Raw genomic sequence first — 20,885 nt, 5'->3', positions numbered from 1 at the left:
CAGCCGTAGGGGGCCTTTCCACACCATGAGCGTTGTCACCAACACGACCACCATCGGCGCGATCGACGCACCGAGCCGCCGCAACACCGAGCTCGCGCTGCTCGTCTTCGCCGTCGCCATCCCGGTGTTCGCGTACGCCAACGTGGGCCTGGCCATGACCGGCAAACTGCCGTCCGGCATGCTCGGTTACGGGCTCGGCCTCGGGCTGCTCGCGGCCGTCGGGCACCTTGTGGTGCGCAAGTTCGCCCCGTACGCGGACCCGCTGCTGCTGCCGCTGGCGACGCTGTTGAACGGGCTCGGCCTGGTGATCATCTGGCGGCTGGACCAGTCGCCGCGCCTGATCCAGCTGGCCAAGAGGCAGTTCGGCTCCTTCCATCCGGACGCGCCCAAGCAAATGCTGTACACGGCTCTCGGGGTGGCGCTGTTCATCGCGGTGCTGATGCTCCTGAAGGACCACCGGATCCTGCAGCGCTACACGTACATCTCGATGGCGGTGGCGCTGTTCCTGCTGATCCTGCCGATGTTCTTCCCGGCGGTGAACGGCGCGAAGATCTGGATCTCGATCCCGGGCCTGGGCACGATCCAGCCCGGCGAGTTCGCGAAGATCATCATCGCGGTGTTCTTCTCGGGCTACCTGATGGTCAAGCGGGACGCGCTGGCGCTGGCCAGCCGCCGGTTCATGGGCATGTATCTGCCGCGCGGGCGTGACCTCGGTCCGATCCTCGTGATCTGGGGCGTCTCGATCCTGATCCTGGTCTTCGAGACCGACCTCGGTACCTCGCTGCTCTTCTTCGGCCTGTTCGTCGTCATGCTGTACGTGGCGACCGAGCGCACCAGCTGGATCGTGTTCGGTCTGCTGATGTCGGCGGTCGGCGCGGTCGCGGTGGCGTCCTTCGAGCCGCACGTGAAGCTGCGTGTGGACGCCTGGATGGACCCCTTCGCCTGCTACAAGACCACCGGCGCCTGCGAGCAGATCGGCCAGGCGATCATGTCGTTCGGCTCCGGCGGCACCATGGGCACGGGCCTGGGCCAGGGCAACTCCGACCTGATCGGCTTCGCCGCCAACGCCGACTTCATCCTCTCCACGGTCGGCGAGGAGCTGGGCCTGGCCGGGATGATGGCGATCCTGCTGATCTACGGCTTGATCGTGGAGCGGGGCGTGCGCACCGCGCTCGCCGCCCGCGACCCGTTCGGCAAGCTGCTGGCGATCGGCCTCTCAGGCGCGTTCGCGCTCCAGGTCTTCGTGGTCGCCGGCGGTGTCATGGGCCTCATCCCGCTGACTGGTATGACCATGCCGTTCCTGGCACAGGGCGGTTCCTCCGTGATCGCCAACTGGGCGCTGATCGGCATCCTCATCCGCATCAGCGACACCGCCCGGCGCCCCGCGCCCGCCCCCGCCCCGTCCCCCGACGCCGAGATGACCCAGGTGGTCCGACCGTGAACAAGCCCCTGCGACGGATCGCGATCTTCTGCGGGCTCCTGATCATGGCCCTGATGCTGCGCGACAACTGGCTCCAGTACGTCCGGGCCGACGAGCTGAACGCGCACAAGTACAACCGCCGCGTCCAGATCGAGCGGTTCGCCCATGAGCGCGGCAACATCATCACGGCCGACGGCCAGCCGATGACCTCCTCCAAGGAGACCCAGGGCAGCGACTTCAAGTTCAAGCGCGCCTGGAACAACGGCACCATCTGGTCGCCGGTCACCGGCTACAACTCGCAGGCCTTCGACTCCTCGCAGCTGGAGAACATCGAGGACAAGATCCTCTCGGGCAACGACGACCGGCTCTTCTTCGACCGGACGCTGTCGATGTTCACCGGCGAGAAGAAGCAGGGCGGCAACGTCGTCACCACCCTCAACAGCGCCGCCCAGAAGGCCGCCTTCGACGGCCTGGGCGACAAGAAGGGCGCGGTCGCGGCCCTGGACCCGCGCACCGGCGCGATCCTGGCCCTGGCCTCGACCCCGTCGTACGACCCGTCGGTGTTCGCAGGCAACGCCAAGGCCGACTCGGACGCCCGCCAGAAGCTGCTCGACGACAAAGACAAGCCCATGCTGAACCGGGCGCTGCGCGAGACCTACCCGCCCGGCTCCACGTTCAAGGTGGTCACCGCCTCGGCGGCGCTGGAGAACGGCCTGTACTCCAGCATCGACGAGGCGACCCGCTCGCCGCTGCCCTTCAAGCTGCCGCAGTCGACGAGCGAGCTGAAGAACGAGGGCAACATCCCCTGCGAGAACGCCACCCTCAAGGTCGCTCTGCAGTACTCGTGCAACACGGTCTTCGGCAAGATCAGCGATGACCTGGGCAACAAGAAGATGGTCGACGAGGCCAACAAGTTCGGCTTCAACGACCAGATCTTCACCCCGGTGCGGGCCGACGCCAGCATCTACCCCAAGGACAACCGCCCGCAGAACGCGATGGCGGGCATCGGCCAGGCCTCCAACCGCGCCACGCCGCTGCAGATGGCCATGGTCGCCGCCGCCGTCGCCAACGACGGCAAGCTGATGAAGCCGTACATGGTGGACCAGCTCCAGGCGCCGAACCTGGACGTCCTGACCAAGACCCAGCCGGAGAAGCTGAGCCAGCCGCTGACCGCGGCCAACGCCCAGAAGATCCAGCAGATGATGGAGTTCGTCGTCACGGACGGCACCGGCAAGAAGGGCGCCATCGACGGGGTCACCGTCGGCGGCAAGACCGGTACCGCCCAGCACGGCCTCAACAACAGCGAGAAGCCGTACGCCTGGTTCATCTCCTACGCCAAGACCGACCAGGGCTCCCCGGTCGCGGTCGCCGTGGTGGTCGAGGACGGCGACGCCAACCGCGACGACATCTCCGGCGGCGGCCTGGCGGCCCCGATCGCCAAGGCCGTCATGAAGGCGGTGCTCAAGAAGTGACGTGCGGGATGTTTCACGTGAAACGGTCGACGTTTCACGTGAAACGTCGCTCACGCCCTGTACCGGTCCGGTATCAGCTGACGGTCAGGGACGGATCCGCCACCGCTGCCCGGTAGCGTATGCGCGAACAGCACACCGCCGGACCACACACACGGGTGCGGTCGGGACTGACGGAGAGGGCTGGAACGTTATGGAAGAGCCGCGTCGCCTCGGCGGCCGGTACGAGCTGGGCCAGGTGCTCGGCCGTGGTGGCATGGCGGAGGTCTACCTCGCGCACGACACCCGGCTCGGCCGCACTGTCGCCGTGAAGACGCTGCGGGCCGACCTCGCCCGCGACCCGTCCTTCCAGGCCCGGTTCCGCCGTGAGGCCCAGTCCGCCGCCTCGCTCAACCACCCGGCGATCGTCGCTGTCTACGACACCGGCGAGGACTACGTCGACAACATCTCCATCCCGTACATCGTGATGGAGTACGTCGACGGGTCCACCCTGCGTGAGCTGCTGCACTCCGGGCGCAAGCTGCTGCCCGAGCGCACGCTGGAGATGACCGTCGGCATCCTCCAGGCGCTGGAGTACTCCCACCGCGCCGGCATCGTCCACCGCGACATCAAGCCGGCGAACGTCATGCTGACGCGCACCGGCCAGGTCAAGGTCATGGACTTCGGCATCGCGCGGGCCATGGGCGACTCCGGCATGACGATGACGCAGACCGCCGCCGTCATCGGCACCGCCCAGTACCTCTCCCCGGAGCAGGCCAAGGGCGAGCAGGTCGACGCCCGCTCCGACCTGTACTCGACGGGCTGCCTCCTGTACGAGCTGCTGACCGTGCGGCCGCCGTTCGTCGGCGACTCGCCGGTCGCGGTCGCCTACCAGCACGTACGGGAAGAGCCGCAGCCGCCGAGCAACTTCGACCCCGAGATCACGCCCGAGATGGACGCCATCGTCCTGAAGGCGCTGGTCAAGGACCCCGACTACCGCTATCAGTCGGCGGACGAGATGCGCGCCGACATCGAGGCGTGCCTGGACGGCCAGCCGGTCGCCGCGACCGCCGCCATGGGCTCGGTCGGCTACGGCGGCTACGACGCGTACACCTCGGGCCCCCAGGACCAGCCGACCACCGCGCTGCGCCCGGCGGACGCGGCGGGCCAGACCTCCATGCTGCCGCCGGTCAACCCGGACGACGGCGGCTACGGCTACGACGACCGCCCGGACCGCCGCCGCCAGAAGAAGTCGCACACCTCGACGATCCTGCTGGTGCTCGCGGGCGTCCTGGTGCTGGTCGGCGCGATCCTGATCGGCAAGTCGGTCTTCGGCGGAGGCGGCGACAGCGGCCAGGTGCCGGTGCCGCAGCTCGTCGGCGAGACCCAGAAGTCCGCGGAGACCCTGACGACGAACGTCGGCCTGAAGCTGACCGTCTCCAAGACGGAGCCCTGCGCGGACCAGCCCAAGGGCAACGTCTGCAGCCAGACCCCGACCAGCGGCAAGCTGAAGAAGGGCGAGGCCGTCTCGGTCGTCGTCTCGGCCGGCGCGCCCAAAGTCGAGGTGCCGGACGTCACGGAGAAGAAGCAGGACAACGCCAAGGAGATCCTCACCGGCAAGGGCTTCGACGTGAAGACCACCACGGTCGAGTCCGACCAGGAAGAGGGCACGGTCGTCTCCCAGGACCCCCAGGGCGGCCAGCAGGTCGAGAAGGGCTCCGCCGTGACCCTCTCGATCGCCAAGAAGAAGACGACGAAGCTTCCCGACGTCGTGGGCACCGACTACAACGCGGCGGTGGCGCAGCTCAACGGCCTCGGGTTCACGAGCGTGTCCCGCCAGGACGTCGACTCGGACAAGCCGGCGGGCCAGGTCGTCGACGAGAGCCCCAAGGGCAACACCAACCAGACGAAGGACGTCCAGGTCGTCCTGAAGGTCTCCAAGGGCCCGCAGACGCCCGCGCAGACCCCCGTGCCGAACGTGTTCGGCAAGACGGTCAAGCAGGCCACCGAGATGCTCAACGCGGCCGGGTTCAGCAACATCCAGTTCGCACCGGGCAGTTCGAACGACGAGAAGGCCAGGGTCACCTCGCAGACCCCGGCGGCCAACACCCCGTCCGACCCGGCCACCACCGCGATCGTCCTGACGACGCTCGGCGGTCAGAACCAGAACGGTGGCGGCGGCTTCCCGTTCGGCGGCCCGTCCGGCGGCTGACGGACGAGCGCGAGTCGGCAGCGAGAAGCCCCGGTCCCCTTTCGAGAGGGCCGGGGCTTTCCCATACGTACGACCGGGGCCGGGGCCTTCCCGTGCGGACAACCGGGAAGGCGAGGCGCTAGCTCAGCTCCGCCGGCTTGGTGCGCTTGTCGTCGACCTTCTGGGTGCGGACCAGCTCGCCCCACACGATGTAGCGGTAGTCGGAGGTGTAGACGGGCGTGCAGGTCGTCAGCGTGATGTAGCGGCCCGGCTTCTTCACACCGGACTCCTTGGGGACCGGCTGGAGGACGTCGACGTTGTACTTCGACGTCTCCTTCAGCTCGGAGAACGTCTTGTAGATGTACCAGGTGTCCTTCGTCTCGAAGACGATCGGATCGCCGGTCTTTATCTTGTCGATGTTGTGGAACTTGGCCCCGTGGCCGTCCCGGTGCGCGGCCAGCGTGAAGTTGCCGTTGCCGCCCGCCTGCGGCAGGACCGCCTTCAGCGGGTCGGTGTAGTAGCCCGCGACACCGCCGTTGAGGACGTCGGTGCCGGTGCCCTTCTTCACGAGCACTTCGCCGTTGTGCATCGAGGGGACGTGCAGGAAGCCGATGCCGCCCTTGGTGTCGAGGGCACCGGGGCCGCTGTTGGCCCAGTCGCGGCGCACGTCCTTGCTCTGCTTGGCGGCCTCGCGGTCCGCTATCACGTTGGTCCACCACAGCGAGTAGACGACGAAGAGGCCGAGCACCAGCCCGGCCGTGATCAGCAGCTCGCCGATGACGCTGACGACCCCGGCGACCGCGCTGCGGCGGCGCGCCTGCGGCGGGGCGGGAGCTTCGGTCTGCTGCTCGTCGTGCTCGGTCCTCACTGCCACCGCACCTGTCTGTCGTCTAGTCAGCCGGCGAGCGCGTCGGGCAAGCCCTTGCTGCGCGGTCGTTCGTCGACCATCTTGCCCCACACGATCATTCGGTACGTACTCGTGAATTCGGGGGTGCAGGTCGTCAGGGTGATGTAGCGCCCCGGCGCCGTGAACCCGGAGCCGACCGGGATCGGCTTGAGCACCGAGACGTTCTTGGGGCTCGTGGACGGGAGCGAGCTGGTGATGGCGTACGTGTAGTACGCCTGCTGCGTCTCGACCACCACGAGGTCGCCCCGCTTGAGGTGGTTGATGTAGCGGAACGGCTCGCCGTGGGTGTTGCGGTGCCCGGCGAGCGCGAAGTTGCCCGTCCTGTCGCCCGGCATCGCGGTCTTGAGGCTGCCCTGGCCGTAGTGGCCGACCATGCCCTTGTCGAGGACCTTGGTCTTGCTGGTGCCCTCGGCGATCGGCACGACCACGTCCAGGGTGGGGATGTGCATGATGGCGAAGCCCTTGCCGGGCTCGAACGCGCCGGGCGCCTTGCCGCTCGCCCAGTCGTGCGCGATCTTCTTCGCCTCGCTGCCCGCCTGCTGATGGGCGCGTATGTTCGTCCACCACAGCTGGTACGTGACGAACAGGAGCATCACCACGCCGAGCGTGATGAAGAGTTCGCCGATGACCCGGCTGGCGACGACGGCCGCGCTGTCCTTGCGCGCCTTGGCGGCGCGGCGGGCCTCGGCACGGGTCAGCGGCCGGTCCGGGGCGGCGGGCTTGGCGGCCGCGGCATGGGCCCGGTGTCCCCGGCCCTTGGCGGCCCTGCGTCTCTCCGCTCGTCCCCCGGTGGGCGGCGCCGGCGGCTCGGCTATTCGCTTCAGCGCCATGGTCGAGTCGTCGAGCGGGATGGGAACGGAAGCCTCGTCGAGCACCGGCTCGGCGTCCGGCACGCGCGCGTAGGTGTCGGCTTCCGGTGCCACTTCCGGCACGCGCGCGTAGACGTCGGATTCCGCTGCCTGCGACGCATAGCCGTACGCGTACGGCTCCGGCTCGGCCTCGGGCAGGTTGTCGGCCCGGAACCACGGCGACCCGTGCCGACCCGCCGGATGATCCGTCAGCGGGTCGTACTCGTGCTCGGGCCGGACCGCCGTCACGCCGCGGCCTTGCCCACCACCGGTGCCAGGCCTGCCGACCGCTCGACGGCTCCCATGTCCCCGCACCGCACCAGCCAGTTGGCGAGCATCAGATGGCCGTGCTCGGTCAGGACGGACTCGGGGTGGAACTGGACTCCCTCCACCGGCAGTTCACGGTGGCGCAGCCCCATCACGATCCCGTCGGCCGTCCACGCGGTGACCTCCAGCTCCGCGGGGAGCGTGGCGGGCTCGGCGGCCAGCGAGTGGTACCGGGTCGCGGTGAACGGCGAGGGAAGGCCCTGGAAGACGCCGGAGCCCTCGTGCAGGACCGGCGAGGTCTTGCCGTGCAGCAGCTCGGGAGCGCGGCCGACCACACCCCCGTACGCGACCATCATCGACTGCATGCCGAGGCAGACGCCGAAGACCGGCACCCCGGTGTCGGCGCAGTGGCGCACCATGTCGACGCAGACGCCGGCCTGCTCGGGCGCGCCGGGGCCGGGGGAGAGCAGGACGCCGTCGAAGCCGTCCTGGGCGTGCGCCAGGGACACCTCGTCGTTGCGTACCACCTCGCACTCGGCGCCCAGCTGGTACAGGTACTGGACCAGGTTGAAGACAAAGCTGTCGTAGTTGTCCACGACGAGAACGCGTGCGCTCACCGGGCTGCTCCCAACCCCTGGTCGACGGTGACATCGTTGAACGGCAGCAGCGGCTCCGCCCACGGGAAGATGTACTGGAAGAGCACATAGACAATCGCGAGTACGAGTACGAGCGAAGTGAACGCCCGTACCCACGCGTTGCCCGGCAGATGCCGCCAGATCCAGCCGTACATGCGGTCCGCTGTCCCTTCCGACGATCGTTACCGCACCAGACTAAGGGGCACGGCTGTGGGCGCGGGGTCAGCTGGCCAAAGCTTGGGGCTTGCCCTGGGCGACGGGCCGGGTGGAGTCGAGGTGCCCCCAGGCGATCAGCCGGTGGCTGCTTCCCCACTCGGGATCGCAGGTGGTGAGCGTCAGATAGCTGCCGGGCGAGCGGAACGGCGACTCGGCGGGCACCGGGTCGATGACGCCGACATCGCTCGGCAGGGTCCGGAACGGCTTGTTGTCGATGCGGTACGTGAACCAGGTCGTCCCGTCGGTGAGCACCACCGCGTCGCCGGGCCGCAGCTCCGGGAAGTCCTTGAACGGGTCGCCGTAGGTGCGGCGGTGCCCGGCGACCGAGAAGTTGCCCGGCTGCCCCAGGCGCGCGGTGGAGGCGTAGTGCCCGAGGCCCTTCTGGAGGTCCTTCACCCCGGTGCCCTCCAGGACGGGCTTGTGCCAGTCCTCGCCGAGCCGGGGGATGTACATGACGGCGAAGGACTTTCCGCCGGTGTACGGGGCGGGGGCGGGCGGCGAGGGGTGCTGGGGCGCGCCGGCGGCGGGCGTGCGCGCCCACTGGTGGTGCAGGGCGGATATCTGGCTGTTGGCGGCGCTGTCCGCCTTCACCCCGGTCCAGTACAGGACGTACACGACGAAGAGGACGATCAGGGCGCCGACCGTGATGCACAGCTCGCTGAACGTCCTGACGACCAGCCGCACCGAGACAACGGACACCGGCCCGCCCCCTCCCCGCGCTATCCCACCGGCTTCGCGTAGTGGAGATCCACTGTGCCCGAGTAGCCGGGCAGAGTCATCGCCTTGTGCTCGTCGACTTTCCAGCCGAGCCCGTACGCCTTCACATACAGCTGGTAGTTCTGGATCGCCGGGGAGGCGGTGAGCGCCTGGCGCAGCCTCCCGGTGTCGCCGACGGCGGTCACCTTGTACGGGGGCGAGTAGACGCGGCCCTGGAGGATCAGCGTGTTGCCGACGCAGCGCACGGCGCTGGTCGAGATGAGGCGCTGGTCCATGACCTGGATGCCCTTGGCGCCGCCCTGCCACAGGGCGTTCACCACGGCCTGGAGGTCCTGCTGGTGGATGACCAGGTCGTTGGGCTGCGGGGCGGGGTAGCCGGGGGCGGCCGTGGCGTTGGGCGGGGCGTCGTTGAGGGTGACGGTGAGCGCCTTGCCGGCGATCTTCTCGGTGCCCGCCGCGTCCTTGAGGGCGGCCAGCTGCTGGTCCTGCGCCTTGGTGGAGCCGTTGTCGCGCCGGGCGAGGGCGTCGACGTCGTCGCGGACGGTGGCGGTGGACTGGTCGAGCTCGGCGTTCTTGTGGCTGCGCTGCTGGATCAGGTCGGAGAGCTTCAGCAGTGAGGCGTCGGTGCGGATGTTGGTGCCCTTGGCCGTGTTGAAGCTGGTGACGAAGATCAGTCCGGCCAGCGCGAAGACGGCGGCGGAGAGCAGCCGGACGGGGCGGGCGCGGAAGCGGCGGCCAGGCCCGGCGGGCTCATCAGGGAGCCCTTGTGGGGTGTCGGCGGAATTGCTCAACGTACCCTTACTCCTTCGGCGCCACGGAAGCACTACGCTAACGGACGCCTGGGGGCAGCAATGATCCCCCGTTGCCCCTCCGCCGCCGCCCAGCCATCAGTTCCTGCGCGGTCACGCAGCGCATCGACAGGAGTGTTCCTCGTGCCGAAGTCACGTATCCGCAAGAAGGCCGACTTCACGCCGCCGCCGGCGGCCAAGCAGGCCACCGCCATCAAGCTGGGCAGCCGGGGCTGGGTGGCCCCGGTGATGCTGGCGTTCTTCCTGATCGGGCTCGCCTGGATCGTCCTCTTCTACGTGACCGAGGGCGACCTGCCGCTGAAGGCCTTCGGGAACTGGAACATCGTGGTCGGCTTCGGCTTCATCGCCGGCGGCTTCGGTGTCTCCACGCAGTGGAAGTAGCCCTTCCGCAGCCTCCTCGTCAAGCCTTGCCCACGGGTTATCCACAGCGCTATCCACACTGGGGAAAAGGTCAGACGATCTGTGGATAACCTCTGCCGTGTTGACGCCGGTGTGACTGCCACTGTTCCACACCGGCCCACGGCCCGCCCCTTGTCCCTGCTGGGAAAACCCAGGTCAGCGACAAGGGGCACAGTTGTTCCCCACCGGATGCACAAGATCCGGCACACACTGTGGACAACCTTGGGGGAAAGCCCGACTCCGTGTGCCCGCCCTGGCGGTCGCACAGGGCGGGGGCGGGCGGCGCGGCTCAGGTGAGCTCGGCGGTCCTGGCTATGACCGTGACCACCGCGGCAAGCAGCACCAGTCCACAGGTCCCCCACTGGACGAGCGCGCGGCGCTCGCGGGGCGCGTGGACCATGGCGTACGCGATCACCGTGCCCCCGACGAGGCCGCCGATGTGCGCCTGCCAGGCGATGCCGCCCCAGGGGTTGAAGGTGATCACCAGGTTGATCACCAGCAGCGCGACCAGCGGGCGCATGTCGTACTTCAGCTTGCGCATCAGCACGGCGGTGGCGCCGAACAGCCCGAAGATCGCGCCGGAGGCGCCGAGTGAGGGCTGGTTCGCGGCGGCCAGCCAGTACGTCAGCGCGCTGCCCGCCAGCCCGGAGACGAAGTACAGCGCCAGATAGCGCACCCGCCCCAGCGCCGCCTCCAGCGGGCCGCCGATCCACCACAGGCTGAGCATGTTGAAGGCGATGTGCGTGATGCCGCCGTGCAGGAACATCGCGGTGACCAGGCGGTACCACTGCCCCTCGGCGACGCCTTCCGGCGGCCCGCCGATCTCCATGGAGGCGTATCCGATCAGGCTGTACGCGTTGGTGAAACTGTCCCCGATCGCCTGCTGGAGCAGATACACGGCGATGTTGATCCCGATAAGGATCTTGGTGAGCAGATGCGGGTCGCCGGGCGCGAGCGCCGCGCCGGACATGGTGCGTGGCTGGTTCGCCGTCGGCGCGTGCCCCGTGCCGGAGCCGCCGCGCACGCATTCCGGGCACTGGAAGCCGACCGAGGCGCTGACCATGCACTCCGGGCAGATCGGGCGCTCGCAGCGGGTGCAGGTGATCCCCGTCTGCACGCCCGGGTGCCGGTAGCAGCTCGGCAGGCTGGCCTGGTCCATCGGGCTCCTTGTGCTCAGGTGCGGGTACGGCGTACTCGGGTGCGGGCTCCACGGCACCGCGCCGCCCCGCTCGTCACGTCATACGGACGGGCGGGGCGGTTGGTTCCCCTCGAACGGGTCGTTTCGGGCGTCAGCCCTCGCGGGACTCGACGACGACCGACTCGATGATCACGTCGTTGACCGGACGGTCGGTGCGCGGGTTGGTCGCGGTGCCCGCGATGGCGTCCACGACCTTGCGGCCGGCGTCGGTGGAGACCTCGCCGAAGATCGTGTGCTTACGGGTCAGCCACGCGGTGGGGGACACCGTGATGAAGAACTGCGAGCCGTTGGTGGCCGGCCCGGCGTTCGCCATGGCCAGCAGGTACGGCTTGTCGAACGCCAGCTCCGGGTGGAACTCGTCGGCGAACTCGTAGCCCGGGCCGCCGGTGCCGTTGCCCAGCGGGTCGCCGCCCTGGATCATGAAGCCGCCGATCACCCGGTGGAAGACCGTGCCGTCGTAGAGGCGGTCCGTGGACTTCTTGCCGGTCGCCGGGTGCGTCCACTCGCGCTCGCCTTTGGCGAGCTCGACGAAGTTCCTGACCGTCTTCGGGGCGTGGTTCGGCAGGAGCCGGATCTCGATGTCCCCTTGGTTGGTCTTCAGGGTGGCGTAAAGCTGCTCGGCCACGGTCTGCCTTCCTTTGGACTGCGCTGACGTCCCACGATCCTCGCACGGAGTGGCCCACTGCAAGGAAAAGCCGCGAGTGCCCGTCGATCCCCGTAGAACGGGCGCGCCCGTGGGCGAACCGTGGCATTGTCGAGCGCGAGCTCCCCTCGCACCGCCGTTGCGCCTTATCGCCCGCGCGTCACCCGAAGCCGCCCCGTTTGACCCGGATGCCTTTCCTCGCATGCCGGGTACTCGTCCGACAGGCATGATTTCGAGATGGGTGGAAAGGCGACACAGTGCTCATTCCGGGGCCATCTCCCTGGAGCGCCCCGCACCGCCCTGAACCCCGCCACCAAGGAGGAGGATCACGTGACCCGCATGGAGAGCGTGCGCGCCGCGACCGGCTCGGCGAAGGACAGCATCGTGCACGCCGCGGAAGTGGTGGCGCCCTACACCGACTCGGCCAGGAACCAGGCCGCCCACTACGCCCACGAGGCGCGCGTACGGATCGCGCCCAAGGTGTCCAAGGCCGCCCAGCAGGCGCGCGGCCAGGCCCACCTCCAGTACGACGCCTACCTCGCGCCGCACGTGCCGCCGAAGGTCGACGAGGTCGCCCGGCAGGCCGCCGCCCGCTCCCGCCGGGCCGCCCGCCAGGCCGCCGACTACACGGGCCCCCGCGTCAGCCAGGCGGTCGCCGCCGCCCAGCCGGTGCGCGAGGAGGCGATCGCGCGCTCCACGGCCGCCCTGGCGGCGCTGCGCGGCCAGGTGTCGCCGCGCCAGATCCAGAAGCTGGCGAAGAAGCAGCAGCGCCGGGCCCGGGCCGGACGCCTGGTCAAGGGCCTCGCGGTGCTCGGCGTCCTGGCGGGCGGCGCCGTCGCCGCCTGGAAGTGGTGGGACAAGCAGGCCAACCCGGACTGGCTGGTCGAGCCCCCCGCCCCCACCGAGGTCGCCGACCGCCCCCCGCTCTCCTCGGTGGACGGCGCCGACCGCGCGGTCCTGGACCCCGAGGTCGAGGCCAAGCAGGCCGAGGAGGAGGCCGAGTACGGCTCCGAGGACCGCGACGGCAGGCACTGACCCCTGCGGCTTCTTGTGGCCGTACCTACGACGACGGCGGGTGGCGTAGACCAGGGTCTACGCCACCCGCCGTCGTCGTGCTGTGGAGCCTAGGGGAGTCGAACCCCTGACATCTGCCATGCAAAGACAGCGCTCTACCAACTGAGCTAAGGCCCCGGAACGGTGATGCGCAGACCAGAGTACCGGGTGGAACGGGGTATCCCGCAAAAGGATTGGGACTCCCGGTCGGCGACCACTCTCCGTAAGATGCTCGTCGGGGTTCGCGACAGCGAAGCGCCTCAAGGGGAAGCGATGGGGAGACGCGCAATGGACGCAGCACAACAGGAAGCGACCGCAAGAGCCAGGGAGCTCCAGCGGAGCTGGTACGGGGAGCCGCTGGGGGCGCTCTTCCGTCGGCTGATAGACGATCTCGGCCTGAACCAGGCCAGGCTCGCCGCCGTCCTCGGCCTGTCGGCGCCCATGCTGTCCCAGCTGATGAGCGGTCAGCGCGCCAAGATCGGCAACCCGGCCGTCGTCCAGCGGGTCCAGGCCCTCCAGGACCTGGCGGGGCAGGTCGCGGACGGCAGCGTCAGCGCCGCCGAGGCCACCGACCGGATGGACGAGATCAAGAAGTCGCAGGGCGGCTCCGTGCTCACCAACACCGGTCAGACCACGACCAGTTCGGGCGCGCCGACGGTGCGCCGGGTGGTGCGCGAGATCCAGTCGCTGCTCCGCTCGGTCGCGGCCGCCGGAGACATCATCGACGCGGCCGACACCCTCGCCCCCGCCCACCCCGAACTGGCAGAGTTCCTCCGGGTGTACGGCGCCGGACGCACCGCCGAGGCGGTCGCCCACTACGAGGCGCACCAGAGCTGACGGCCGATGCGGGCGGGGGTGCCAGGTGGGTGAGGTCTTCGCCGGTCGGTATGAGCTCATCGACCCGATCGGGCGCGGCGGAGTCGGCGCCGTCTGGCGCGCCTGGGACCACCGCCGCCGGCGCTGTGTGGCGGCGAAGGTCCTCCAGCAGAGCGACGCGCACACGCTGCTGCGCTTCGTCCGCGAGCAGGCACTGAGGATCGACCACCCTCATGTGCTCGCCCCCGCGAGCTGGGCCGCCGACGACGACAAGGTCCTGTTCACCATGGACCTGGTGACCGGCGGCTCGCTCGCCCATCTGATCGGGGACTACGGCCCGCTGCCACCGCGCTTCGTCTGCGTGCTGCTCGACCAGCTGCTCGCCGGCCTCGGCGCGGTGCACGCCGAGGGGGTCGTCCACCGCGACATCAAGCCGGCCAACATCCTCCTGGAGGCCACCGGGACCGGACGGCCGCATCTGCGGCTGTCCGACTTCGGCATCGCCCTGCGCAAGGGCGAGCCGCGCCTGACCGAGACCAACTTCGTGATGGGGACGCCGGGGTACTTCGCGCCCGAGCAGGTCATGGGCGCGGAGCCGGACTTCCCGGCCGACCTGTTCGCCGTCGGGCTCGTCGCGCTGTATCTGCTGGAGGGTCAGAAACCCGACGCCCGGGCCCTGGTGGAGTACTTCTCGGCGTACGGGACACCGGGGGCGCCCAAGGGGATCCCGGAGCCGCTGTGGCAGGTCCTGGCGGGCCTGCTGCAGCCGGACCCGCACGCGAGGTTCCGGACGGCCACGGGGGCGCGCAAGGCGCTCGCCACGGCCGTGGAGCTGCTGCCGGACCCCGCGTCCGACGAGGAGCCGGTCGAGGTCTTCGACCAGATCGGGCCGCTCCCGGAGGGGTTCGTTCCGCGCCAGGTCCCGCGGGGTGCGCACCGTGCGCCGGACCCGCAGGGCTCGTGGGACGCGCAGGCCACGCCGTCCTCCGCACAGCTCCCGCAGGAACAGGCACCACAGCAGTGGGAGCAGCAACAAGCGCTGCCCGTACAGCAGTTGCCCACCCCGCCGACGGCCGACGTCCATGTCACCCCACCCCCGTATCCGCCCTCCTACGCACCAACGCCTGTCACCAAGAGCTACGTCTGGGAGAGCCCGCAAGTTCCCACTCCGACCCCGCCCGTTTCCGGCCCCGTTCAGCCCGTGGGGCCGATGGTGCCGGTGGAACCGGTGGGTCCCATGGGGCCGGCACCCCAGCCGCATGCCGGGCATTCCGGGCGCCCCGCCCCCACCGGCCCGCCCCGGAAAATCGCCGTCCCGGTCCTCCTGCTCGCGCTGCTCTGCTTCGCCGTCGGGTTCTGGGCGCTCAGCCAGGTCTGACCGGCAGCGCGCGGCGCCGGGCGAGCAGGGTCCACACGCCGAGCCCCAGCACCAGCAGCGTGCCCGTGCCGATCCCGGCGGCCGCGAGCAGCCGCATCCTGGTCGAGCCACTGTCGTGACGGGCGGAGGTGGAGGCGGCCGTCCCCGACGCGGGCCCGGTGCCGGTGGTCCCGAAGCCGGGCCCGCTCTCCTCGTACGCGGGCCCCGGCTTCGCCTTGCCGCCTACGTCCACCCGCAGCGTCACCCCGTACGGCCCGTTGCCGAGAGCGTCGGCGAGGGCGGGGCTGAGGCTCACCGCCAGGTAGTAGTCACCCTTGATGCGCATGGCGCCGGCCGGGCCCAGGTTGGAGTACCGGTTGCGGTAATCCACCGGCGCGAGCGGCTGGAAGCCGGTGGAGGCCGGGCTGCTGCCGTCGTAGCCGATGAACGCGTCGACGACCGGTCCGAGCGCCGGGTTGTAGAGCTGGAGGTCGAGCGCCTCCGGCACGTACTTGTTGCCGCCGTAGCGGGCCAGTACGGCGGTGGCGGACAGCTGCTGGCCCCAGTCGACCGGCACGCGGTAGAAGAGCGTGTCGCCGGGCTTCAGCCTGTCCCGCCACTCGCCCTGGGGCATGGAGCGCGCGTCGGCGAAGCCCGTACCGCCGTGGATGTCGCGCCCGCCGCCGGTGGGCGCGGGCGGCGACGCGGTGGACCACTGCGTCGGCGCGGTGCTCGGCCCGCCGGAAGCGACCCTCGACTCCCGGACGTGCCGCAGCTCAAGCCCCCAGGGGGCCGCCTGGTCGCCGATCCGTTCGATCAACACCGAGTACGTGCCCGCTGCCTGACAGGGTGTCTGCTGCCGGTTGAGGCCCCGGGAGACGTACGCGGCGATCGGCCTCGGGTACTGGGGAGTGCCGAAGAGGGCGCTGTTGGACTCGCAGGTGTTGCCGTCGCGGTCCCGCAGGGTCAGCTGGATGCCGTCGTGGAAGGAGACCTTCACGTCCGGCTTCGGCACGGCAACGGCTGACACATAGGCGTCGCCGCTGCCGTCGAGGTCGACCTGGAAGGAGATCTTGGCGCCCGGCCCGATCGTGGACCGGTAGACCGAACCGGCCTTGAGGCGGGGGCCGTCCTGGCCTCTCGTGACGCCGGTGACCGGCTGGGCGCCCGGGTCATAGCCGTACGAGCTGCTCCGCCCCTGCGCATCCGCTTCGACCTGCCCGTTCGCGGCCTGCGCCCGCCCCTGGCCCGGTAACGCGGTCAGCGCGCACAACGCGGCCACGGCGGCTGCGGCCAGGGCCTTCCCCCGCTGGTTCGTCATGCCGCCGCGCCCCCTTCAATTTTGCTTGTGCAAGCCATTGATTTGCGTAGGTAAACACGGGGGGCGCTGCCCCGGGCACATGACAGCACAGAGCCCCGGCCGCGTCGGCGGCCGGGGCTCTGCAACTGGACTCTGTGGGGCTCACACACCCGAACCTGCGGGCACGGAGTCGGTCGCCTCCGTCCACAGGTCCTGCTCGGCGCGATCCGCCTGGATCTGGCGGTACACGAGGAGCCCGCCGATGGCGGCCAGTGCGACCAGGAGGAGCTTCTTCACCGCGCGACCTCGTCTTTCCTTGACGTAAGGGACCTCTGCCGCCCGACTATACACACCGATCGATATCAATCGGTGATGGTCCATCCGAGTGCAGTTCATCGGAACATCCGCCCATAACGGTGCGTCGCACCCTCGCTCCGCCCCGCCCGTACACATCATGAGGTACATCGCAAATCGGGCAACCAAGAAGCGCACAGAAGCGAGGAAGTCATGGCAACCAGCAAGCTCACGACGTGGTGGACCGCACTCATCGGCGTGCTCGCCGCCCTCCTCGCCTCCCTCGGCTTCGCCTCCCAGGCCTCGGCCGCCGCTTCTGTACCGCAGCAGGCCGTAGCGCACAACCGGAGCGAAATCCCCACGGCCCGTACGCCGATCGCGCCCTGGGCCCTGCCCGGCCTCTCGGCGCTGCCGCCCACCATGAAGCAGCGCATCCGCGCCGAGGCCCATGGCTCCTCGCCCTCGACCCGGCACCTGCCGACCGCCAACGAGGACAGCGAGAGCGGCAACGGCGCGGACGGCAGTGAAGCCGACGACAGCACAGACGCCGCCGCCCCCGGCGCAGGCGCCCTGTCCCCCTGAGCCCCTCGAACCTCCCCGCGCCCGCCCGAGCGCACGAGCCCGGCAACTCCCCGAGTTGCCGGGCTTCTTCATGTCCGTACGAACTGCGCTTCTTCATGTCCGTACGAACCGCGTTGTCCCGTCGGTACGGCGTCGCCTTGTACGTACGTAGTACGTAGGGGGCGCCTGCCCCGGATCTGCCACCTGGACCTGCGAGGACCGCGAACACCCGCCCGCCGACAACGCGAAGACCCCCGGACGTGATGTCCGGGGGTCTTCGTCACTGTGGGGCTAACAGGATTTGAACCTGTGGCCTCATCCTTATCAGGGATGCGCTCTAACCAACTGAGCTATAGCCCCGCCGCGCTCTTCGGGGGTGTCCCCCGCGCGCTGACCTCTGAAGATTAGCGCACGTGGGGGCCAGTCCCAAAATCGATGACCGGCCCCCGTCCGACGTGCGGGAAACGCGCCTACTCGTCCTCGGCCAGCGTGAGCTCGATGCCGCCCACGAAACCGGCCGAGAGGTTGTAGATGAACGCGCCGAGCGTCGCCAGCGCGGTGGCGAGCACCACGTCGATGACCGCGATCACCGAGGTGAAGATCAGCACGCGCGGCAGCGACAGGAACGACTGCAGGTCGAAGCCGTTGGACTCGTTGGAGCCGGTGGCCTCGCTGATGGTGCCGCCGACGGAGGAGAAGACGCCCATGGCGTCCATGACCATCCACAGCACCGCGGACGCCACCACCGTGCACACGCCGAGCGCGATGGAGAGCAGGAAGCTGACCTTCATCACCGACCACGGGTCGGCCTTGGCCACCCGCAGCCGCGCCTTGCGGGTACGCGGCGTCGTGCGCGCCCCGGTGCGGGGCTGCCGGCGTGCGGTGGCGGACGCCTGCCCGCCGATGCGCTGCTGACCGCCCTGCGACCCGTTCTGGGGCGTCGGGTAGGCCTGCGGCGGATGGTACGGCTGCGAGGTGCCCGAAGCGGGCTTCTCGCGCTCGCCGGGCAGCGGACCGGCCGCGTACCCCTCCTGGTCGGACCGGGCCTGCGGCCCTCGGGTGTCGGTCACCGTTACCCCCTGGGAGTCCGCGGCAGGGCCACGGGCACCGTTCGCTCCGGAACTGGCCGATCCGGCGCCCGTGGCTCCACTCACGCTTTACTCCTCGTGCTCCCCGGCCGAGGGCTCGATGCCCTCGACTGCGGCCTCGGCAGACTCGCCCTCAGCCGCGTCGATCTCGGCCCCTTCGGGACCGTCGACCTCTTCAGCCTCGCGACCGGCCTCGGCGTTACGAGCGATACCGACCACGGCATCGCGCTTGCCCAGGTTGATCAGTTGGACGCCCATGGTGTCACGGCCCGTCTCCCTGACCTCGTTGACTCGCGTACGAATCACACCACCGCCGAGCGTGATGGCGAGGATTTCGTCCGTTTCCTCGACCACCAGCGCGCCGACGAGCGAGCCCCGGTCCTCGACGATCTTGGCGGCCTTGATGCCGAGGCCACCGCGACCCTGGACGCGGTACTCGTCGACGGGGGTCCGCTTCGCGTACCCGCCGTCGGTGGCGGTGAACACGAAAGTACCGGGCCGGACGACATTCATCGAGAGCAGCTCGTCGCCCTCGCGGAAACTCATCCCCTTGACACCGGAAGTGGCGCGTCCCATCGGGCGCAGCGCGTCGTCCGTCGCCGTGAAGCGGATGGACTGCGCCTTCTTGCTGATGAGCAGCAGATCGTCCTCGGCGGAGACCAGCTCGGCGCCGATCAGCTCGTCCTCGCCACCGGCCTCCGTCTCACGGAGGTTGATGGCGATGACACCACCCGAACGGGGCGAGTCGTAGTCCTTGAGCGAGGTCTTCTTCACCAGGCCGGACTTGGTGGCGAGGACCAGATAGGGCGCCGCCTCGTAGTCGCGGATGGCGAGGATCTGGGCGATCTTCTCGTCCGGCTGGAAGGCCAGCAGGTTCGCCACGTGCTGGCCGCGCGCGTCCCGGCCGGCGTCCGGCAGCTCGTACGCCTTGGCCCGGTAGACGCGGCCCTTGTTGGTGAAGAACAGCAGCCAGTGGTGCGTGGTCGAGACGAAGAAGTGGTCGACGATGTCGTCCTGCTTCAGCTTCGTGCCGCGCACGCCCTTGCCGCCGCGCTTCTGCGAGCGGTAGTCCTCGGTCTTGGTGCGCTTGACGTAGCCACCGTTGGTGATGGTGACGACGATGTCCTCTTCGGCGATCAGGTCCTCGATGGACATGTCACCGTCGAAGGGCACCAGCTTGGAGCGCCGGTCGTCGCCGAACTTCTCGACGATGGCCGCCAGCTCCTCGCTGATGATCTGGCGCTGGCGCTCCGGCGAGGCGAGGATCGCGTTGTACTCGTTGATCTTCGCCTGGAGCTCGTCGTGCTCGGCGACGATCTTCTGGCGCTCCAGGGCGGCGAGCCGGCGGAGCTGCATCTCCAGGATCGCGTTGGCCTGGATCTCGTCGATCCGGAGCAGGCCCATCAGGCCCTCGCGCGCGACCTCGACGGTCTCGCTGCGCCGGATCAGCGCGATGACCTCGTCGATCGCGTCGAGCGCCTTGAGCAGACCACGCAGGATGTGGGCCCGCTCCTCGGCCTTGCGCAGCCGGAACTTCGTACGCCGGACGATGACCTCGATCTGGTGCGTCACCCAGTGGCGGATGAACGCGTCCAGCGAGAGGGTGCGCGGCACGCCGTCGACGAGCGCCAGCATGTTGGCGCCGAAGTTCGTCTGCAGGTCGGTGTGCTTGTACAGGTTGTTCAGGACGACCTTGGCGACCGCGTCCCGCTTCAGCACGATGACCAGGCGCTGGCCGGTGCGCGAGCTTGTCTCGTCGCGGACGTCGGCGATGCCTCCGACCTTGCCGTCCTTGACCAGGTCGGCGATCTTCTGCGCCAGGTTGTCGGGGTTCACCTGGTACGGAAGCTCGGTGACCACCAGGCACTGACGGTTCTGGATCTCCTCGACCGCGACCACCGCGCGCATCGTGATGGAGCCGCGCCCGGTGCGGTACGCCTCCTCGATGCCCTTGCGGCCGACGACCAGGGCGCCGGTCGGGAAGTCGGGGCCCTTGATGCGCTCGATCAGCGCGTCCAGGAGCTCCTCGTGCGAGGCCTCCGGGTGCGCCAGGAACCACTGGGCACCGTCCGCGACCTCGCGCAGGTTGTGCGGCGGGATGTTGGTGGCCATACCGACGGCGATACCGGCGGAGCCGTTGACCAGCAGGTTCGGGAACCTGGCCGGCAGAACGGTCGGCTCCTGGTTACGGCCGTCGTAGTTGTCCTGGAAGTCGACGGTCTCCTCGTCGATGTCGCGGACCATCTCCATGGACAGCGGCATCATCTTGCACTCGGTGTACCGCATGGCGGCGGCCGGGTCGTTGCCCGGGGAACCGAAGTTGCCGTTGGAGTCCACCAGCGGCATCCGCATCGACCAGGGCTGGGCGAGGCGGACGAGCGCGTCGTAGATCGAGGAGTCGCCGTGCGGGTGGTACGTGCCCATGACGTCGCCGACGACGCGGGCGCACTTGTAGAAGCCCTTCTCGGGCCGGTACCCGCCGTCGTACATCGCGTACAGCACCCGGCGGTGGACGGGCTTCAGGCCGTCCCGTACGTCGGGCAGCGCACGCGAGACGATGACGGACATCGCGTAGTCGAGGTAGGAGCGCTGCATCTCCGTTTCGAGCCCGACGGGCTCGATGCGCAGTACAGGTTCTTCCTCGGTGGGTTCAGTGGTCGCGGGAGTGTTCTCGTCGGCCATTGCTGGTACTCAAGTCCTTTCGAAGCGGTCAGCGAC

At 69.4% G+C, this 20,885-nt stretch carries 20 protein-coding genes and 2 tRNA genes; 8 read left to right on the top strand and 14 right to left on the bottom strand.

Annotation, left to right across the window (positions count from 1 at the left end; genetic code table 11):
* Nucleotides 1–25 precede the first annotated feature (25 nt).
* The 3 genes from ACT1U9_RS15760 to pknB all read left to right on the top strand — a co-directional run bounded on the left by ACT1U9_RS15760 (nt 26) and on the right by pknB (nt 5,080).
* On the top strand, nt 26–1,441 hold the full coding sequence (locus ACT1U9_RS15760; RefSeq protein WP_444538905.1) for an FtsW/RodA/SpoVE family cell cycle protein: 1,416 nt from the start codon (nt 26–28) through the stop codon (nt 1,439–1,441).
* The gene (locus ACT1U9_RS15755; protein WP_444538904.1) at nt 1,438–2,892 is read left to right on the top strand and encodes a penicillin-binding transpeptidase domain-containing protein; all 1,455 of its coding nucleotides are present in this window, start codon (nt 1,438–1,440) and stop codon (nt 2,890–2,892) included. Before ACT1U9_RS15760 ends, ACT1U9_RS15755 begins: the two co-directional genes overlap by 4 nt.
* A gap of 190 nt (nt 2,893–3,082) precedes the next feature.
* The gene (gene pknB / locus ACT1U9_RS15750) at nt 3,083–5,080 is read left to right on the top strand and encodes a Stk1 family PASTA domain-containing Ser/Thr kinase (protein ID WP_444538903.1); all 1,998 of its coding nucleotides are present in this window, start codon (nt 3,083–3,085) and stop codon (nt 5,078–5,080) included.
* A 118-nt stretch (nt 5,081–5,198) separates the two neighbouring features.
* Here the strand turns inward: pknB and ACT1U9_RS15745 are convergent, their stop codons facing one another.
* The 6 genes from ACT1U9_RS15745 to ACT1U9_RS15720 form a co-directional block, all read right to left on the bottom strand.
* Complete coding sequence (locus ACT1U9_RS15745; protein ID WP_444538902.1) at nt 5,199–5,933, bottom strand: class E sortase; 735 nt, start codon at nt 5,931–5,933, stop codon at nt 5,199–5,201.
* Between the two features lie 20 nt (nt 5,934–5,953).
* Nucleotides 5,954–7,063, bottom strand: coding sequence for a class E sortase (locus ACT1U9_RS15740; protein WP_444538901.1), 1,110 nt, complete (start codon nt 7,061–7,063; stop codon nt 5,954–5,956).
* Nucleotides 7,060–7,698, bottom strand: coding sequence for an aminodeoxychorismate/anthranilate synthase component II (locus ACT1U9_RS15735; RefSeq protein ID WP_444538900.1), 639 nt, complete (start codon nt 7,696–7,698; stop codon nt 7,060–7,062). Before ACT1U9_RS15735 ends, ACT1U9_RS15740 begins: the two co-directional genes overlap by 4 nt.
* Nucleotides 7,695–7,871 carry a hypothetical protein gene (locus ACT1U9_RS15730; protein WP_444538899.1) on the bottom strand — a complete coding sequence of 59 codons (177 nt, stop codon included), beginning with the start codon at nt 7,869–7,871 and terminating at the stop codon, nt 7,695–7,697. The genes ACT1U9_RS15735 and ACT1U9_RS15730 overlap by 4 nt, the downstream gene beginning before the upstream one ends.
* A 67-nt stretch (nt 7,872–7,938) precedes the next feature.
* Nucleotides 7,939–8,631: a class E sortase gene (locus ACT1U9_RS15725; protein ID WP_444538898.1), complete on the bottom strand. Its 693-nt coding sequence runs from the start codon at nt 8,629–8,631 to the stop codon at nt 7,939–7,941.
* 20 nt (nt 8,632–8,651) lie between these two features.
* Complete coding sequence (locus ACT1U9_RS15720) at nt 8,652–9,440, bottom strand: DUF881 domain-containing protein (RefSeq protein WP_444538897.1); 789 nt, start codon at nt 9,438–9,440, stop codon at nt 8,652–8,654.
* Nucleotides 9,441–9,581: 141 nt separating this feature from the next.
* On the opposite strand from ACT1U9_RS15720, the gene crgA reads away from it, so the two are divergent.
* Nucleotides 9,582–9,839 (top strand): cell division protein CrgA, encoded by a 258-nt coding sequence (gene crgA, locus ACT1U9_RS15715; RefSeq protein ID WP_444538896.1) that lies wholly within the window; start codon nt 9,582–9,584, stop codon nt 9,837–9,839.
* Nucleotides 9,840–10,146: 307 nt separating this feature from the next.
* Here the strand turns inward: crgA and ACT1U9_RS15710 are convergent, their stop codons facing one another.
* Both ACT1U9_RS15710 and ACT1U9_RS15705 read right to left on the bottom strand, forming a co-directional pair.
* Nucleotides 10,147–11,016: a rhomboid family intramembrane serine protease gene (locus ACT1U9_RS15710; RefSeq protein WP_444538895.1), complete on the bottom strand. Its 870-nt coding sequence runs from the start codon at nt 11,014–11,016 to the stop codon at nt 10,147–10,149.
* A gap of 130 nt (nt 11,017–11,146) precedes the next feature.
* Complete coding sequence (locus ACT1U9_RS15705; RefSeq protein ID WP_444538894.1) at nt 11,147–11,680, bottom strand: peptidylprolyl isomerase; 534 nt, start codon at nt 11,678–11,680, stop codon at nt 11,147–11,149.
* 348 nt (nt 11,681–12,028) lie between these two features.
* Between ACT1U9_RS15705 and ACT1U9_RS15700 the strand changes: the two genes are divergently transcribed.
* A complete protein-coding gene (locus tag ACT1U9_RS15700; protein WP_444538893.1) occupies nt 12,029–12,733 on the top strand; it encodes a DUF5324 family protein in 705 nt (234 codons plus the stop codon).
* 83 nt (nt 12,734–12,816) lie between these two features.
* Here ACT1U9_RS15700 and ACT1U9_RS15695 read toward each other — a convergent pair.
* Nucleotides 12,817–12,889, bottom strand: a tRNA-Ala gene (locus ACT1U9_RS15695).
* 150 nt (nt 12,890–13,039) lie between these two features.
* Between ACT1U9_RS15695 and ACT1U9_RS15690 the strand changes: the two genes are divergently transcribed.
* Entirely contained in the window at nt 13,040–13,588 is a 549-nt protein-coding gene (locus ACT1U9_RS15690; RefSeq protein ID WP_188276699.1) for a helix-turn-helix domain-containing protein, read from the top strand.
* 25 nt (nt 13,589–13,613) lie between these two features.
* Nucleotides 13,614–14,945 (top strand): serine/threonine-protein kinase, encoded by a 1,332-nt coding sequence (locus ACT1U9_RS15685; RefSeq protein WP_444538892.1) that lies wholly within the window; start codon nt 13,614–13,616, stop codon nt 14,943–14,945.
* Here ACT1U9_RS15685 and ACT1U9_RS15680 read toward each other — a convergent pair.
* Together ACT1U9_RS15680 and ACT1U9_RS15675 are read right to left on the bottom strand one after the other, a co-directional pair.
* Nucleotides 14,932–16,245: a hypothetical protein gene (locus ACT1U9_RS15680; RefSeq protein WP_444538891.1), complete on the bottom strand. Its 1,314-nt coding sequence runs from the start codon at nt 16,243–16,245 to the stop codon at nt 14,932–14,934. The two genes, ACT1U9_RS15685 and ACT1U9_RS15680, sit on opposite strands and share 14 nt — an antisense overlap.
* Before the next feature lie 141 nt (nt 16,246–16,386).
* A complete protein-coding gene (locus ACT1U9_RS15675; protein WP_003958712.1) occupies nt 16,387–16,521 on the bottom strand; it encodes a DLW-39 family protein in 135 nt (44 codons plus the stop codon).
* Between the two features lie 210 nt (nt 16,522–16,731).
* On the opposite strand from ACT1U9_RS15675, the gene ACT1U9_RS15670 reads away from it, so the two are divergent.
* Nucleotides 16,732–17,100 carry a DUF6344 domain-containing protein gene (locus ACT1U9_RS15670; protein WP_444538890.1) on the top strand — a complete coding sequence of 123 codons (369 nt, stop codon included), beginning with the start codon at nt 16,732–16,734 and terminating at the stop codon, nt 17,098–17,100.
* Between the two features lie 265 nt (nt 17,101–17,365).
* On the opposite strand, the gene ACT1U9_RS15665 is transcribed toward ACT1U9_RS15670, so the two are convergent.
* The 3 genes from ACT1U9_RS15665 to gyrA form a co-directional block, all read right to left on the bottom strand.
* Nucleotides 17,366–17,439 (bottom strand) — tRNA-Ile (locus tag ACT1U9_RS15665).
* Nucleotides 17,440–17,549: 110 nt separating this feature from the next.
* Nucleotides 17,550–18,149, bottom strand: coding sequence for a DUF3566 domain-containing protein (locus tag ACT1U9_RS15660; protein WP_444538889.1), 600 nt, complete (start codon nt 18,147–18,149; stop codon nt 17,550–17,552).
* A gap of 87 nt (nt 18,150–18,236) precedes the next feature.
* A complete protein-coding gene (gene gyrA, locus ACT1U9_RS15655) occupies nt 18,237–20,849 on the bottom strand; it encodes a DNA gyrase subunit A (RefSeq protein ID WP_444538888.1) in 2,613 nt (870 codons plus the stop codon).
* Between the last annotated feature and the right edge of the window lie 36 nt (nt 20,850–20,885).

Source organism: Streptomyces sp. BR1, assembly GCF_052373795.1.
Lineage (GTDB): Bacteria > Actinomycetota > Actinomycetes > Streptomycetales > Streptomycetaceae > Streptomyces.
Note: the sequence above shows the minus strand (reverse complement) of the source record. Positions and strands in the feature narration are given on the sequence as shown.

What these genes read in the sequence shown, in the direction of transcription:
- ACT1U9_RS15670 (WP_444538890.1), top strand. Translation starts at nt 16,732, where the DNA reads ATGGCAACCAGCAAGCTCACGACGTGGTGGACCGCACTCATCGGCGTG.
- ACT1U9_RS15760 (WP_444538905.1), top strand. Translation starts at nt 26, where the DNA reads ATGAGCGTTGTCACCAACACGACCACCATCGGCGCGATCGACGCACCG.
- ACT1U9_RS15680 (WP_444538891.1), bottom strand. Translation starts at nt 16,245, where the DNA reads ATGACGAACCAGCGGGGGAAGGCCCTGGCCGCAGCCGCCGTGGCCGCG.
- gyrA (WP_444538888.1), bottom strand. Translation starts at nt 20,849, where the DNA reads ATGGCCGACGAGAACACTCCCGCGACCACTGAACCCACCGAGGAAGAA.
- ACT1U9_RS15710 (WP_444538895.1), bottom strand. Translation starts at nt 11,016, where the DNA reads ATGGACCAGGCCAGCCTGCCGAGCTGCTACCGGCACCCGGGCGTGCAG.
- ACT1U9_RS15730 (WP_444538899.1), bottom strand. Translation starts at nt 7,871, where the DNA reads ATGTACGGCTGGATCTGGCGGCATCTGCCGGGCAACGCGTGGGTACGG.
- pknB (WP_444538903.1), top strand. Translation starts at nt 3,083, where the DNA reads ATGGAAGAGCCGCGTCGCCTCGGCGGCCGGTACGAGCTGGGCCAGGTG.
- ACT1U9_RS15690 (WP_188276699.1), top strand. Translation starts at nt 13,040, where the DNA reads ATGGACGCAGCACAACAGGAAGCGACCGCAAGAGCCAGGGAGCTCCAG.